The organism is Bacillus sp. LL01 (genome assembly GCF_001037965.1).
Genome location: NZ_LFEL01000004.1, coordinates 418,069 through 432,787 on the forward strand (window position 1 = coordinate 418,069; position 14,719 = coordinate 432,787).

The 14,719-nt window shown below is 39.7% G+C and carries 16 protein-coding genes; 5 read left to right on the plus strand and 11 right to left on the minus strand.

The window, feature by feature from the left end; translation table 11 throughout:
- Positions 1-2: 2 nt before the first annotated feature.
- The gene (locus tag AB685_RS14555; protein WP_053073821.1) at positions 3-1,304 is read right to left on the minus strand and encodes a helix-turn-helix transcriptional regulator; all 1,302 of its coding nucleotides are present in this window, start codon (positions 1,302-1,304) and stop codon (positions 3-5) included.
- 298 nt (positions 1,305-1,602) lie between these two features.
- Between AB685_RS14555 and AB685_RS14560 the strand changes: the two genes are divergently transcribed.
- Positions 1,603-2,106, plus strand: coding sequence for a MerR family transcriptional regulator (locus tag AB685_RS14560; RefSeq protein ID WP_047971310.1), 504 nt, complete (start codon positions 1,603-1,605; stop codon positions 2,104-2,106).
- 23 nt (positions 2,107-2,129) lie between these two features.
- Here the strand turns inward: AB685_RS14560 and AB685_RS14565 are convergent, their stop codons facing one another.
- On the minus strand, positions 2,130-2,411 hold the full coding sequence (locus AB685_RS14565) for a hypothetical protein (RefSeq protein ID WP_128755865.1): 282 nt from the start codon (positions 2,409-2,411) through the stop codon (positions 2,130-2,132).
- 201 nt (positions 2,412-2,612) lie between these two features.
- Between AB685_RS14565 and AB685_RS14570 the strand changes: the two genes are divergently transcribed.
- Entirely contained in the window at positions 2,613-3,827 is a 1,215-nt protein-coding gene (locus tag AB685_RS14570) for a HAMP domain-containing sensor histidine kinase (RefSeq protein ID WP_047971312.1), read from the plus strand.
- Positions 3,828-3,879: 52 nt separating this feature from the next.
- On the opposite strand, the gene uppP is transcribed toward AB685_RS14570, so the two are convergent.
- The 4 genes from uppP to AB685_RS14590 all read right to left on the minus strand — a co-directional run bounded on the left by uppP (position 3,880) and on the right by AB685_RS14590 (position 6,716).
- On the minus strand, positions 3,880-4,710 hold the full coding sequence (uppP, locus tag AB685_RS14575; RefSeq protein ID WP_047971313.1) for an undecaprenyl-diphosphatase UppP: 831 nt from the start codon (positions 4,708-4,710) through the stop codon (positions 3,880-3,882).
- Between the two features lie 15 nt (positions 4,711-4,725).
- Entirely contained in the window at positions 4,726-5,124 is a 399-nt protein-coding gene (crcB, locus tag AB685_RS14580; RefSeq protein ID WP_241773295.1) for a fluoride efflux transporter CrcB, read from the minus strand.
- On the minus strand, positions 5,121-5,528 hold the full coding sequence (locus AB685_RS14585; protein WP_047971314.1) for a CrcB family protein: 408 nt from the start codon (positions 5,526-5,528) through the stop codon (positions 5,121-5,123). Before AB685_RS14585 ends, crcB begins: the two co-directional genes overlap by 4 nt.
- A 123-nt stretch (positions 5,529-5,651) precedes the next feature.
- Positions 5,652-6,716: an SDR family oxidoreductase gene (locus AB685_RS14590; protein ID WP_047971315.1), complete on the minus strand. Its 1,065-nt coding sequence runs from the start codon at positions 6,714-6,716 to the stop codon at positions 5,652-5,654.
- 174 nt (positions 6,717-6,890) lie between these two features.
- Here AB685_RS14590 and msrA point away from each other — a divergent pair, with 174 nt between their 5' ends.
- Complete coding sequence (msrA, locus tag AB685_RS14595; RefSeq protein WP_082153643.1) at positions 6,891-8,018, plus strand: peptide-methionine (S)-S-oxide reductase MsrA; 1,128 nt, start codon at positions 6,891-6,893, stop codon at positions 8,016-8,018.
- Between the two features lie 47 nt (positions 8,019-8,065).
- On the opposite strand, the gene proC is transcribed toward msrA, so the two are convergent.
- From proC to AB685_RS14610, 3 genes are all read right to left on the minus strand, one after another.
- On the minus strand, positions 8,066-8,875 hold the full coding sequence (gene proC / locus AB685_RS14600; RefSeq protein ID WP_047971422.1) for a pyrroline-5-carboxylate reductase: 810 nt from the start codon (positions 8,873-8,875) through the stop codon (positions 8,066-8,068).
- Between the two features lie 87 nt (positions 8,876-8,962).
- Positions 8,963-9,955, minus strand: a complete 993-nt coding sequence (locus AB685_RS14605) for a sodium:calcium antiporter (protein ID WP_047971316.1) — start codon at positions 9,953-9,955, stop codon at positions 8,963-8,965.
- A 451-nt stretch (positions 9,956-10,406) separates the two neighbouring features.
- A complete protein-coding gene (locus AB685_RS14610; RefSeq protein ID WP_047971317.1) occupies positions 10,407-11,672 on the minus strand; it encodes a hemolysin family protein in 1,266 nt (421 codons plus the stop codon).
- Between the two features lie 202 nt (positions 11,673-11,874).
- On the opposite strand from AB685_RS14610, the gene AB685_RS14615 reads away from it, so the two are divergent.
- On the plus strand, positions 11,875-12,843 hold the full coding sequence (locus AB685_RS14615) for a ring-cleaving dioxygenase (protein WP_047971318.1): 969 nt from the start codon (positions 11,875-11,877) through the stop codon (positions 12,841-12,843).
- 71 nt (positions 12,844-12,914) lie between these two features.
- Here AB685_RS14615 and AB685_RS14620 read toward each other — a convergent pair whose 3' ends face one another.
- Positions 12,915-13,643 (minus strand): DUF1538 domain-containing protein, encoded by a 729-nt coding sequence (locus tag AB685_RS14620; protein WP_047971319.1) that lies wholly within the window; start codon positions 13,641-13,643, stop codon positions 12,915-12,917.
- Complete coding sequence (locus AB685_RS14625) at positions 13,640-14,332, minus strand: DUF1538 domain-containing protein (protein WP_047971320.1); 693 nt, start codon at positions 14,330-14,332, stop codon at positions 13,640-13,642. The genes AB685_RS14620 and AB685_RS14625 overlap by 4 nt, the downstream gene beginning before the upstream one ends.
- A 156-nt stretch (positions 14,333-14,488) precedes the next feature.
- Here AB685_RS14625 and AB685_RS14630 point away from each other — a divergent pair, with 156 nt between their 5' ends.
- On the plus strand, positions 14,489-14,668 hold the full coding sequence (locus tag AB685_RS14630) for a hypothetical protein (RefSeq protein WP_047971321.1): 180 nt from the start codon (positions 14,489-14,491) through the stop codon (positions 14,666-14,668).
- The last annotated feature ends 51 nt before the right edge of the window (positions 14,669-14,719 follow it).

Sequence of the window (14,719 nt, forward strand, 5' to 3'; positions counted from 1 at the left end):
CCCTATTTTAAGAATGTTTGTTTCTTTAATTCTTTATAGCCAAGTGAATAGTAATAGCTAGCCTTTTTATATTTATAAGTTGACTCGTAATAATGAGCCAATCGTTCTGCATAAATGATGAGCGGTTCCTTTAGATCCTTCTGTTGAAAATATGGTAAAGCCTGCTCCTGAAAAATCTCGTCGAACCTTTCAAAATCCCCTTTCAGAATACTGTCGTGAATGGAAAAATAATAATGATACTCGATGGCATCCTCAGGATCAACTAATAGCGACTGGCCTATTTGAAGCCACTTCCTACACTCAGAAAGATCACCAAGCTTATCATATTCTAATAGAATGCAATAAATCGAAGTCAGCTTGCTTAGCGGTTTATCTTCCCGTTTTAAGTAATAGCTTTTTTCGTATTCTTTTATGGCATCCATATGGTGGCCCTGAATGGAATACAATTTTCCAAGATTATGATAGATGAGTGATTGCAGATATATATTGTTGAGGGACTCGGACAGTTTCTGAGCAAGAAGATAGCTCTCTTCCGAGCGGTCATATTCACCTATTCTTCGATAGCAGATACCTAGCAGTACTTGGCATTCAGCACTTCTTTTAAAATCATAGATTGCCTGGAATTCGTGGAGTGCCTTAGTGGTATATGTGATACTTAATGGCTCTTTCATTGTTTGGCTGTATGTAAGCCCGAATAAATAATAGAGATCGGCTTCTTCAGATTTTTCGAAATTGGAATTCCTCTGAAGGAGTTTTTCAGCAATTTTCAAGTGCTCCAATGCATGGACGAAATTGTTCAGCCTGTACTCATAGATGGAATAGAACTTTTGGAAATAGTAATGCATTTGTATATCAAAAATATCCATAAACTGTTGGAGTTTATCAATAAGTAATCTGGATTGTTCAGTGTTCTTAAGATAAAGGTGATATCTCAGTTCAAACAATACGAAATACATATAGGTTTTCGTGTTGACGAATTGAATTTTTTTGGAGATGGTCTCATATCTCCGTTCTATCTCTGCACTTTCACTCGACGTCATCAATTTGTACCATGAAACCAGTTCTTGCAGAATGGTATCGTCCTGCTGTTCAATAAGGCTGACACCAAGGCGTTCACATAACAGCCTTAAGACTTCCTCACTTGGTGAGGTTAAATTATTTTCAATTTTTGATAAGTAGGAGACAGAAATAATTCCTCTTGCAAGGTCCTCCTGCTTTAAGCCTTTTTGGATGCGAAAAAATTTGATTTTGCTACCAATATCCATTTTCGTTGTCTTGGTTGATGGGTGATCTAGATTTATCATATGGACCATTCCTTCGCTTTGTATTTCTATTTTAAATATTCAGATTACTATAAGTAAACCTCTAAGTCAAAGCTACTAGAACCCTATCTTCTATTATAAGACCTAAACTTCCATTCCGTAACCTATTTTTATAGTTATCTAGGCATATTTCAATAGGAAAATTTTCCTTTCTTCGCAGAAAAGAACTAGTTATTGTTGGAACTCCACTTTTTTTGCCGAACGATTACTAGTTTTGTCTTACTTGAAGGATTTTCTTTACTGATGTGTAATTAGATATAAACAAAGGGAGGTTGTTTAAATGGAGTTAAAGACACATGAAGTTGCAAAAGAATTGGGAATGGCACCGAGAACCATCCGAAAATGGGTACAAAAGCACAACATTCCTTGCAGCAAAAATGATTATGGTCATTATGTCTATGATGCAGAAGCCATCGCCCGCCTGGAAACTCTAAAAACCAACTCGGAAGTAGCCGGTACGCTTGAAGTGTATGAATCAGAAGTTAACTACGCTCAAGATGAACAAAAAGGTAATAGAATGTTGGAACATCAGGTCAAAGCCTTGACCGAAAGAGTTAGCAGAACAGAACAGCTCGTTCAGCAAAAAGCCGACGAAGTTGTATCCTACCAACTTCTACAGCAGAGAAAAGAGATTGAAGAACTTACAAAAAAATTGGCTATGATGGAAGGGGTACTAGATCAATTTCAATCCAAGCAAGTAAAAAAACTCGATCCCCCACTTATCTTTGATCAGCCCCCACAACAAAAACGCCGCAATGTATTTCGTTCCATATTCGGATTATAGAAGCTGCCATTGCACAAAGATGGTCAGCTTTCTTTTTTTAGTTCATCCAGCACATTGGTATATACTTTCATTAATAAGAGTTGTTCAGAATCTTTCAAGGGGGAATCCATGATGCGTTTGATAGCTATGGCATATTTCTCCACCGGTTTCCTTCTTGTTCTCGGATGTGTCCATTCATCCTTCAGTTCCCTGCGTATTGCCTGATACAGTACGTTCTCACCTTTCCCAATGGCATATGGAAGTGAACGACAATTCCATAATTGTCCATACAAATCCAATAATTTTCCATCTGTTTCTTTCATCATTTTCCTCCTAATTACTACAAATTATCGTAAATTTTATAGAATTTTCTTTCAATTTATGGTACTTTGATAAGGAATACCAGTACTTATAGCATCCGGGTAAGGAGACTAGCAATGGACTTTTTGAAAGATATACTACTGCAATTATTCTTTTTAGTAGTTCCTCTTCTTTTTTACTATACATTAGTACATAGGAGATACAATATGCCTTCAGAGTTTTTTCGCCAGCTAGGCATTTTTTTCTATTGTGCTATTTCCGCCTATTTTTGCTCCCAATTTCCGATACATATTAATGACGTATCATTTCATTTGAGTGGAATTCCTGTGATGATTGCCATTTTATATGGTGGTTATTTCGCAGGTGTCTTAACCATTCTGTTTTTAGTTGCTCATTCCTTTATTTCACCATTGCCTGAAGGTTATATGCATACCTATTTCATCATTCCTGCACTCGTAGTACTACCGCTGTTTTTTCTAAAAAAATGTAAATCGTACTCCACCGTTTCTAAATACAAATTCATGACTATTGTGGCAGGTATAGGGGGAGTATTACATATTATTACTGCCACACTTTTACTCTTCAACAACAACGTTACTGCTGCCTGGAAAGATCTTTTCCCTCAGACTTTATTGATCGGTATGGTTTTTATGGGATCTAGCCTTCTTCTTCTTTATTTGATTGAATTTCTCTGTGGGGTTGTCCAGCTTCAACAGAAGTTCAAAAAAATGAAAAGGCTATATCATATCAACATTATGGCGGAAAAAGTGTCAAATGAGTTCCATAAGCCACTAACGATGGTAAAAGGCTTCACACAATTACTCGGTATGGAAAAGAATAAGGTTAATAAGGAATATGTTCCTATTATTCTCCATGAATTGACCAGTGCAGAAAGGATCATTGAATCTTATTTAAAGCTGGCAAAAGGAGAGACAATTTCCTTTAGGACTATTTCCTCTAAAGAATTATTGGAAAATGTGTTAACTGGCATTTACACATATGCTATCAACCAGAACGTTGAAATCAGAAGCAAAAACACCCGTAACCTTAGAATCAAAGGTAATATGGAGATGCTAGAGGAATCAATGTCCAATATATTGAAACATTGTATCGATACAAACGGACGGGGATTCAAAAAGATCCAGCTTAGTCATTATCTTCACCGGAACGATGCTGTTTTTGAAATACATCTAGATACTATCCGCAATGATAAAGAGCCCATTAAAACGTTATTACATTTAACTGCTTTGCTGGATAATAATGAGAATTCCTCACTCTATACTGCCTATACAATCTTGCTTGCTCATGGCGGGGATATACAAATCAAAACTCGGAGGTTCAATAAAATAGTCATCCTTACTTTGCCTGCACAAATCAAGAAGAGTGAGTATATCAGCAGAAAAGTAATCAGAACAAACTAAATGAAGGGATACCCTATTTTCCGGGTATCCCTTCATAGATATTGCTGCCTGTTTAAATATCCATAACAGTATCCGGATCAATCAATAGATACACTAATATTGCTGCTATGAAGCAGTATATGGCAAAGTATAACAGCTTACTGCGCTTCAAGAAACCAATGAGCCAGACTATGCCCAGCCACGAAAAGATGAACGTGACTATAAATGCCGTAACTAAAGAAGGAATCCCTATTTCTGTCAGAAGGCTTCCTGAGATATCCTCCAGTGCTAAGACCGAAGATCCCAGAATCACTGGAATGGATAAAAGAAAGGAATATTTTACTGCCGTTTCCCTGTTAAGTCCTGTGAGCAATGCAGTAATAAGCGTGGCACCTGACCTGGATATTCCAGGAAATACAGCTAAGGTTTGACCTAACCCTACCACGAAGGAATCCCTGAAAGTCATTTCCCCTTCACTACGAGTCCCATACCGGTGGAAACGCTCGATATATATCAAAGCAATTCCCGTAATTGTAAGAGCCAAAGCCATGGAAGCAGGGCTTTTCATGGATTCGTGAAAAACATCACTTAAAACGACTCCAATCCCTCCTGTAATAATTGTGGCAACCACTATGTATATCGCGAACCAAAACTGCGCACTATTCTCCGGTGTTTTATTTTTAAAGTATGAAAAGAACCCCACTATCACCTGCCAAAGGTCATTTCTGAAGTAGATTACGACAGCGAGTATCGAAGACAAATGCAAAAATATTTCAAAAGATAATCCTGGGAATCGGTACCCGAGCACTAATTGTGTGATGATAATATGGGCAGTACTGGAAATAGGTAAGAATTCCGTAATTCCCTGAACAATACCAAAAATGATTGCTTCAACAATAGACATATTTTTTCTCCTATCCTATATTAATTCGAGGTTCATCAAGAAAAATCCAAGTATAAAACCTAGTATGGAACCTGCAATACTTAACACAACATACATTCCCGCATTTTTATAAAGCTTGTTTATTAAGAGCTGAACCGCTTCCACACTAAAAGTGGAAAACGTAGTGAATGCTCCAAAAAAACCTAACCCTAACGCAATGAAAATTGTATTCCCGTATAATATCTCAGGGTCATCATACATCCCCCCGTACAGTAAACCAAGTCCAAGTGAACCAATTAGATTTACTATAATCATGGCAAAAGGGATAGGTGGCCTAGGTAATTTGTTCATGTAAAACAAGCCAACCAAATACCTGCATACCGCACCAATCCCACCACCGGCAGCAAGTAGCAATGCCATCATAGACTGACTCATTCCACCTCTCCTCCCTTTTGAACTGATAGCCGCCTCTCAGCTAGACTACGGCCAGAAACTATCCCGATAAAAGCAAAAAGCATTCCTCCTATAACAGAGGAGAATAAATAAATAGCTGTGAGAAGCGCTGTAGCCTGTGACCACATTAAAAAAGCATCCCCTGCCAGAGTTGACATAGTGGTAAAACCTCCGCAAAGTCCAACACCCAAGCCTGTTTTTACCCATTCTGCTGACTTTATATAAAGGAACCATCCTGTAAGTACTCCGAGCAAAAAACTTCCAATTACATTTTCCAATAATGTACCAAATGGAAAGCTATAGGAAAGCGTCCCCAAGTTGATGCCATATCTTAATAAAGAGCCCAATGCTCCTCCGACCAGTACAGCCAATATATTTTTTATCATTTTGTCTACCACCTGTTTGTATCCTTCTTAACAAAAGAAAGAATAATTACTGGTAAAATTAGTTTGAATTTAGAAAAGCAATAAAGAAAGGAGTGGATGTATACCGCCACTCCATCTTTTCTTCTATATTTCCACCTTTTCCTTCTCCGGTTCAAAATAAGCACGTACTATGATCTCCAGGATTTCCTTTGTCATATTCAAGTGAACGATTGGGCTCCCCTTCAACAGTTCCTGAGTATTTTTATCCTCAAAGGAAATGCTTCGATCAAGATAAGGTCCGAACACATCTATCATGTTGTTCAATTGAGTTTCTACTGGTGTTAAGGAAAATATTGTCCCTTTTTCATAAATACCCAGTGAATCGAATTGAAGATGTTCCTTAATTGTACCGAGAATTTCCCTATTCGTGGGAGGAGATGGATTAGTAATGTTGTAGATTGCATTCTTTTTTGCTTTTTTTACTGCAATCGTTAAAATATCCGCCACATAATCAACAGGGACAAGATTGGATGTACCTTCCTTAGAACCAACCAGATGAACCTTTTCTTTATATTTTTTGCGTTCCAGTTTCCTTTTGAATAGTTCCAATCCTCTCATGAAACCATAAAGTGTGAAACTCGAGTCCGCTTCTCCTGTCTTGGAATCTCCTACAATAATAGCAGGGCGAAAAATGGATACGTCCATTGTATCCTTATACTTCATCACCTCATGTTCTGCAAGTGCCTTGCTCTCTTCGTATGGGTTGTTGAAACCTTGTTCCAGATCATAAAGTTTCTCTTGACCTGCATTGGATACACCAACCGTGTAGGCCGTGCTGACATGGATGAATCTTGGTGCCCTGATTGTTTTCGCTGTTTGCAGTGCATTTTTGGTTCCTTGATAATTCATCTCCATTAAAGTATCACGCAGATGCTGATCAAATTTCACAAGTGCTGCCAGATGGTAGAAAATATCTATTTTATTGGTAAGTTCCAGAATAAGCCTATGAGAGAAACCAAAATTCGGTTCGACAATGTCACCCTCCAGGATGGTGACATTCCCTTGCAAGGGTAGTGGAAGCCTTTCCTTTAAAGCATTGGCTTTTTCGATATTTCTGGCTAATATATAGACAGTATGCCCTTCTTCCAAGAGGTTGCGAATCAGCCTTCCTCCTAAAAATCCAGTAGCACCAGTTAAGAATATATTCATTGAAGTCCTCCATTGTTGAACATGATTTGTCAATCAAATCTACTATAATAGTAATATAAATTCCGCCTTAAATCAAAACTTGGAAAATATTGAAGTAACATATCAATATTAGTGGTCAGAGAATGGCGTACGTTATAATAAGGATAACGACAAATGACAAAGGAGTCTGCTGTGATGAGTAAAAGATTCTGGGGATTGTTTCTTGTGATAGCTTGTATTGCTGCCTACTTCTTAATACCCAAAATACATGCGACTGTAACACAGAAGTCTGTCGGGAGTATGCCATATGAAATTGAAGAAAGTGAGAACCTTGCATATGCCACATTTGCCGGAGGATGCTTCTGGTGTATGGAGCCTCCTTTCGAGAAATTGCCAGGCGTGTATGAGGTCGTTTCCGGCTATACTGGCGGACATGTAGAGAACCCTGCCTATAATGAGGTTACCACGGGGGAAACAGGACATGTGGAGGCTGTCATTATCGCCTATAACCCGAATGTCATCGATTATGGGACGCTATTGGAGGTATTCTGGAGACAGGTCGACCCGACAGATGAGACAGGTCAATTCGTAGACAAGGGAACGCCATATCGATCCGGCATCTTCTATCATAATGAAGAACAGTTGCAATTAGCGAGGGAATCCAAGAAAGAGCTTGAAACATCCGGACGTTTTGACCAGCTAATTGTGACAGAAATTAGAGCTGCAGAAACTTTTTACATCGCAGAGGAATATCACCAGGACTATTACTTACAGAACCCTGTACGCTATGAATATTATCGTGATAATTCTGGCCGGGATGCCTTTTTAGATGAGGTTTGGGGTGAGGATCGTAACGTCACACCAGTAGTGAAGGATGATGGTACTACGTTTCTCCATTTATCCAAAGAAGAATTACGTTCCGTTTTAACAGCCGAACAATACTATGCCACCCAAGAGGATGGTACCGAAGAACCGTTCAATAATGAGTATTGGGACCTTGAAGACGAGGGAATATATGTGGATCTCATTTCGGGGGAACCATTATTCAGTTCTACAGATAAATATGATTCCGGTACAGGTTGGCCAAGTTTTACAAGGCCCTTGGTCGAGGATAATATTGTAGAGCTTGAAGACAGAAGTTTCTTTTCGGTAAGGACCGAAATCCGCAGCAAACTCGGAAACGCCCACTTAGGTCATGTTTTTGATGATGGTCCGGAGCCGACCGGTCTACGCTATTGCATGAATTCGGCTGCACTGAGGTTTATACCGAAAGAAGAGATGGAAGCTGAAGGCTATGGGGAGTTTCTTGAAATGTTTAATTAAACGCCACCACCCACCTTACCTGTTGAGGAGAAGTGGGTGGTTTTTTGTTAGGCATCTTTCAGTTTTTTTGATTTTTGTGTACATGCTTCCATTGCGGATACCACTGCAGACCGGAATCCTTGTTTCTCAAGTGTCGTTACAGCTTCAATTGTCGCTCCACCAGGCGTACACACATTATCCTTCAGCTCTCCTGGATGTTTTCCTGTATCCAGAACCATTTTAGCTGCTCCAAGTACCGCTTGGGCTGCTAGTGTATAGGCCTGGTCACGAGCAATTCCTTGTTGCACCGCTCCATCTGCCAACGCTTCAATGAACATATATACATAGGCCGGTGACGAACCGCTGACAGCGGGTACTGCATCCATCAGATTTTCAGGCAGTACCTCCGCTTTTCCGAAGCTTTCAAAAAGGCGGATGACATCTTTTAGCTCTTCCTTATTCACCGCTTTATTCGCGCAGATCGCACTCATCCCTTCGCCTACCAGTGATGGTGTATTAGGCATGACACGGACGGCCTTTATTTTTCTGCCAAATGACGTTTCAATGAAATCCAATGTTATTCCTGCTGCAATCGTGATAATGACGGCATCATTCTTGACCACGTTGGCAATATCCTCGATAACCTCTCCATGAAGATCCGGTTTAACAGCCAAGATTAGCATATCAGCTTCTTTCGCAATTTCGCTGTTATGTATCGTAGCAGTAATTGCGAATTTTTTCACTACATTCTCTACCGTCTCGCTTGTTTTCGCACTGGCTGAGATCAGGTTTTTCGGAACTAGTTCAGAACTTATAAGCCCCCCTATGATTGCCTCTGCCATTTTACCGCAACCGATAAATCCTATTTTCTTATTCATCATTATGTATCACTTCCTAACCGTTCTGCCTTGAATTATATAGAATGGACGATTGGAAAGCTACCCTCATAGTAGGAGATAGCTTGTTTATGGGCTTACAAACAGGAAAATGCTGTTCGCCGCATATAGCACGATAATCGCTAACGAAATGATGAGATAACTTGGTGCCTGTTTTGCTTTCGTCCGATGAAGCATCGTATAAAGAACAATCAGATTCATGACAATAAGAGTTATTGTTGATACATAATGGAACAGTTCAACTGATGAGAGCAAAAGCCCTCCTCTGTAAAAAATGTCTGAACTGCCAAGTACGAACAGATTGAACAGGTTGCTCCCCAAGACACTTCCGATTGCAAGCCCAGGGTTTCCGAGGCGAACTGCAACTATACACCCTACCACTTCCGGCAATGATGTCGTAACAGCAATCATGAACATCCCTACAAAGCTTGAGCCCAAACCTGTAAGCTCCCCGATTCTATCCCCTGTCACAGTCAAAATCGTACCAGATACCATTATTAGAAAACAGCTAAGGATGAAATAAGAAATTGTCCTTTTCATCGATATTGCCGAATAATCAATTTCTTTCTTTACATTTGTAGTATTGAGTGGAACTTCTGGGACTTGTATTTTGGAAAGGAAGAACATTCCTAGACCATATCCCGTTAAAAGAAGAATGGAATCCAATCCGATTCCGAACACCTGAAAGCCCGATTCCACATGAAGCCCCACTAAGAGGTAAAAGGTAAGAATCAGTCCGACAAGTGCTGTAAAAACATGTTCCTTCGTCTTATGCTGAAAAATCCTTCTCTTGATAAAATAGATATTAATGAATGCTAAGGTCAGCATATTAAATAGGTTGCTTCCCAGAATGTTACCTAAAATTAGATCAGGATTATTGATGATAGCGGCCGTATAGCTTGTTGTAATTTCCGGAAGGGAAGTTGCTCCTCCTAATAAGGCTGCTCCTAAAAAAGCTCCTCCCTTTTTGGATTTTTTGCTAATGATATCCGCATATTTGGACAGTTTCACAGCCACTAGGACTGTTACAATCACACTGACGATAAATAACAAATAGACCAATTTGCATTCCTCTTTCTACTGTCGGCTGTTTATTAAAAGGCTTTTTTCGTAAACTTTGTTGCTTTTTCATATTAATAAACCAAACGTTATATTCCTTGCTGTCGTGCTCTTTTCTTGGCTATACAGGATAGACTGCATGTCAGTTTAAAGAAGTTATGCGGTAAAAAGTCCAATTGCCGACTTTTTACTAGCACAATCTTTTATAAAAGAGCCTATTAAAAAAATAGTTGTTATCGCTAGAAAGTTCGATCGTTCCTTTTCGCTGCAGGCTCTCGCAAAAACAGCCTTAAGAATTAATTTCCCTCAAAAGCGTTTCTTTTAAAGCAACAGATATTGGTAGCATTTCCATTCTGGTATTCCCCTTTCATAGTAGGAATTAACTTTTTGGAGGGATATATAAAAAGGCCCTGGCATCCCATTTCGATGCCAGAACCAACAATAATATAAAAAATTAGGCAGAGAACACGATATCTACGTTTTTTTCTACAACTACTTTTTGGATTCGGTGTTTTTTCACTTCTTCAATATGAATGACAAAGCTTTCACATTCAACTCGTTCTCCCTTTTTCGGAAGGTAGCCGAGCATGTCGGATATCCAGCCGCCTAAAGTGTTTGCAGTGGAATCGGCTACTTCAAGTTGCAATAATTCCGTAAATTCTTCAACAGGCAGCCGCCCATCCATTCTGAATTTCAATTCATCCAGAACTTCCACAAAGTTTTCATTCTCATCATGCTCATCCCAAATTTCCCCAACAATCTCCTCGATGATATCTTCAATCGAGATGATACCTGCAGTTCCTCCATACTCATCCAATACGATGGCAAGATGGTTTTGGGAGGTTTGCAGTTCTTTCAACAGATTGGATATTTTAGCAGAACCGATGACAAAGAATGGACTGCGGGCAATGTCCATCAAAGTAAAGTCAGGATTCTGGACATATTGAGCGAAAAAGTCTCTATGTGAAATGACTCCAATTATATTATCAATTGATCCCTCATATAAAGGTAAGCGCGAATACTGTTCTTTTACAAAAATGTCTTTAATTTCTTCAATAGACGTCTCTTCAGAGATGGCTACAACATCTGGCCTTGGCGTCAGAATATCTTTGACAACGATATCATCAAACGCTATTGCATTATGCAGCAGTACTCGTTCCTGTGTGAGAAAAGTCCCTTCCTCTTCTCCGATCTCCACCATAGCAATTACATCTTCTTCTGTAACAGTAGGTTCCTCCTTATCTGCTCCAAGGAGTTTTTTGATACCTACTTTCAGCTGGACGAACATCCATGTAATCGGATAAAAGAGTTTCATGACTATCATTAAAGAAGCAGATATTAAGAGTAAATATTTTTCTGCATATTGTTTAGCTAAAGACTTCGGCAAAATCTCCCCAAAAACAAGGACTACTATGGTAATAATCGCTGTCGTAATAGCAAGTGTACTGCCAGTTGGCCCATACATTTGCGTAGCAATGTTTGTTGCTATCGCAGCCATTGCAATGTTAACAATATTATTACCTATTAAGATTGTAGAAACACTTTGATCAAAGTTTTCTGCCATGTTTAATGAGCGTTTTGCTCTTGCATTGTTGTCTGCCTGATTACGGAGGCGCAATTTGTTTACGCTCGTAATAGCTGTTTCAGATGCCGAAAAATATCCTGATAATATTAACAATGCCCCTAATAAAATTATCGAGTCATAGGGTATACTATCCAAGTTCTCATCACTCTCCTACATATATATATTATAAATATATTTTGAAACGTGAGATTTAGCAATAAAAATGCAAGAAACAACTAAAAATTTTGTATTTTTCTAATAAATTTCATACATTGCAGAAACAATTTCATCATGTTATAATTATCTTGAATTCGAGATAATTTTATTGAAACCATTCACATACAAGGAGTGATAACCTATGGAACTGTTAGGTTTACACCATGTTTCTTTATTAACAGCAAAAGCGGAAAAGAATTATCATTTTTTCACAGAGGTTCTTGGTATGCGTCTTGTTAAAAAGACCGTAAACCAGGATAATACATCCTCCTATCATCTGTTTTACGGAGACGCCGTCGGTAACCCCGGAACAGAAATCACTTTTTTTGATATCCCTGGGCTTGGTAGAACGCACGAAGGGGTTTCTAGCATCTCCGCCACTTCATTACGCGTGCCGACTACAGAATCACTTTATTTCTGGCAAGGCAGATTCAAGGCCTTAAACATAAAACAGGAAGAAATAAAAAAGCGAGCAAACCGAGACACACTTGCATTTGAGGATTACGAAGGGACAAAGCTAATTTTAGTTGCGGACAACGGTGAAAATGGTGTACCGGCTGGAGTACCATGGGAGAAGCAGGAGATACCAAAGGAGCATGCCATTGTCGGACTTGGACCTGTAACATTAACGGTCAAATCAGCTCTTCCAACAGCCAGTATCTTGACCAATGTCCTTAGATTCAGACATGTTGGGTCCTATCCATCGCTTAAGGGCGACTTTCCTGCTATTGAGGTATATGCTACAGGAAAAGGCGGCGCTGGAGCAGAAGTTCATATTGAGACAAGACCGGATCTTCCGCCTGAAAAAATCGGACGAGGCGGCGTGCACCATGTAGCGTTCCGCATTCCAAACAAAGAAGAATTCAATCACTGGGTTCAGCGAGTAAGGGAAACACGCCTTCCAAACTCAGGGGAAGTGGAAAGGTACTATTTTAAGGCTCTCTACTTCAGAGAACCAAACGGAATACTCTTTGAGCTATCAACAGACACCCCTGGATTCAGTGCAGACGAACCGCTGGAAACAATGGGAGAAAAACTCGCACTCCCCCCGTTTTTAGAACAGAAAAGGGAAGAAATCGAAGCGAGTTTAAGACCACTTGAAATAAACTAAGGGGGATAGTAAAGGGAGCTGAAACCAATTGGATTTCAGCTCCCCTTTTTGTTGAAGTGCAGTCTATGATTCTACCCGTTCTCTTCCACTTCTTTTTTGTAAATTATCCCCAATACAAGCACAGAAATGATCGGAGCAAGTGCTACAAGCGCAATCATTCCAAAACCGTCCGTCAAAGGATCACTTCCTTCCGTTACAGAAGCAACTCCGACCGCCATAGAAAGAATAAACGTGACAGTCATCGGCCCTGTTGCCACACCACCCGAATCAAAGGCGATACTAACGAAGATTTTCTTGGTGAAAAACAGCAGAATAAACGCAATGAGATAACCGGGAATAATGTAGTACCATACGGAAAAGTTAAATTGGATACGGAGCATGGAAAGGGCAATGGCAACACCTACGCCAACAGAAAGCGTAAGAAGCATCGCCTTTTTGGAAATGTATCCATCCGTCACATCCGCCACTTCCTTATTCAATACACGAACTGCAGGCTCAGCAATTGTCGCCACAAACCCCAATACAAAGCCGATAGGAATTAAGATCCACGAATGGGACATTTCCCCCAAGCTCTCTCCCATCCGTTCTCCAACAGGCATGAAGCCGATATGGACCCCCTGAAGGAATAGAGCCAGCCCTATGTATGAAAAGCCAAAACCTAATAGAATTTTCCTCAGTTTAACCCAGTCCAATTTCAAGAAAATAAATTGAAAAACAAGGAAAAAAACTAATAATGGTACCAATGCAAAGGTTACTTCGAGTAACAGCTCACCGAAACCATCAAATACATCTTGAATCATTGGTAAATCACCCCTAACAGTAAGACCGCCAAGATCGGTCCGATTGAAGCCAAAGCAACCAGACCAAATCCTTCACTGGAGGATTCGTCTTTTCTCATGACAGACGCCACACCGACACCAAGTGCCAGTATAAACGGAACGGTCAATGGTCCTGTCGTCACTCCACCGGCATCAAACGAAATTGGGACAAATGTCTCCGGTGTGAAAAAGGCAATTATGAAAACAATTAGGTATGCAGGCATTAATAAGTAGGGGAGCTTAATTTTATAGATTGTCCTTATCATAGCTAAGGCAACAAATATACCCACCCCAAGCGCAACGGAAAGAATCAGGAGGGTAGAAGTGATTTTACCCTCTGACACTTCGTCCACCTGTGTTGCCAACACCCGTACATCAGGTTCTGCAACGGTAACGGCTATCCCTAGTATTAATCCCACAACAATAATCAGCCACTTCTTCTTTGGCTTCGGAAGTGCCCGACCTATCATATCCCCCACCGGTAAAAGACCAATATTGACCCCCATCAGGAAGAACATAAGTCCAAAGGTCACCATCAATAAACCGATTAAAAACAACAGGAACTTCTCAAAAGGAAGTCCAATCAGAAAAATTTGAAGTAAAATAATTACCGCTGAAACTGGTAATATTGCCAGAAAAGATTCTTTAACGGAATCTTTTATATCTTCCATTCTCTCACTCCCACTCTTTTTCTCTTTCTTTCTATTTACCCTATTATTCCTATTTCATAACTGAAGAATGCGCAATCCAAAGGAAATTTTATGAAAACGCTAACATTTTTAAGTCTATGCACATATAGTGTTAGCAAAGGGAAAGGAGGGTGTCACATGGAACGAATTCTTCTGTTTTTTGCTGCCATGCTAGCTGGATTTGCACTTCTTAGAGTGCCTTTGACAGGAACAATTGCTGCTATTGAGCCGATCACTAGTATTTTGGGCGTCATTACCGTTTTAGTATTCTCACTTGCCTTAATTTATCACGGGGTACGAACCCTGATAAAACGTTAACGATTTATGTTATAATTTTAAATAATCTGTAAAGTCCAGGGTATTTATATA

Bases quoted from the DNA above. Each gene is read 5' to 3' on its own strand.
- AB685_RS14585 (WP_047971314.1), bottom strand. From the start codon at position 5,528: ATGATAAAAAATATATTGGCTGTACTGGTCGGAGGAGCATTGGGCTCT.
- AB685_RS14630 (WP_047971321.1), top strand. From the start codon at position 14,489: ATGGAACGAATTCTTCTGTTTTTTGCTGCCATGCTAGCTGGATTTGCA.
- AB685_RS14560 (WP_047971310.1), top strand. From the start codon at position 1,603: ATGGAGTTAAAGACACATGAAGTTGCAAAAGAATTGGGAATGGCACCG.
- AB685_RS14615 (WP_047971318.1), top strand. From the start codon at position 11,875: ATGGAACTGTTAGGTTTACACCATGTTTCTTTATTAACAGCAAAAGCG.
- AB685_RS14625 (WP_047971320.1), bottom strand. From the start codon at position 14,332: ATGGAAGATATAAAAGATTCCGTTAAAGAATCTTTTCTGGCAATATTA.
- AB685_RS14590 (WP_047971315.1), bottom strand. From the start codon at position 6,716: ATGAATATATTCTTAACTGGTGCTACTGGATTTTTAGGAGGAAGGCTG.
- proC (WP_047971422.1), bottom strand. From the start codon at position 8,875: ATGAATAAGAAAATAGGATTTATCGGTTGCGGTAAAATGGCAGAGGCA.
- msrA (WP_082153643.1), top strand. From the start codon at position 6,891: ATGAGTAAAAGATTCTGGGGATTGTTTCTTGTGATAGCTTGTATTGCT.
- AB685_RS14555 (WP_053073821.1), bottom strand. From the start codon at position 1,304: ATGATAAATCTAGATCACCCATCAACCAAGACAACGAAAATGGATATT.
- uppP (WP_047971313.1), bottom strand. From the start codon at position 4,710: ATGTCTATTGTTGAAGCAATCATTTTTGGTATTGTTCAGGGAATTACG.
- crcB (WP_241773295.1), bottom strand. From the start codon at position 5,124: ATGAGTCAGTCTATGATGGCATTGCTACTTGCTGCCGGTGGTGGGATT.
- AB685_RS14565 (WP_128755865.1), bottom strand. From the start codon at position 2,411: ATGATGAAAGAAACAGATGGAAAATTATTGGATTTGTATGGACAATTA.
- AB685_RS14620 (WP_047971319.1), bottom strand. From the start codon at position 13,643: ATGATTCAAGATGTATTTGATGGTTTCGGTGAGCTGTTACTCGAAGTA.
- AB685_RS14570 (WP_047971312.1), top strand. From the start codon at position 2,613: ATGCCTTCAGAGTTTTTTCGCCAGCTAGGCATTTTTTTCTATTGTGCT.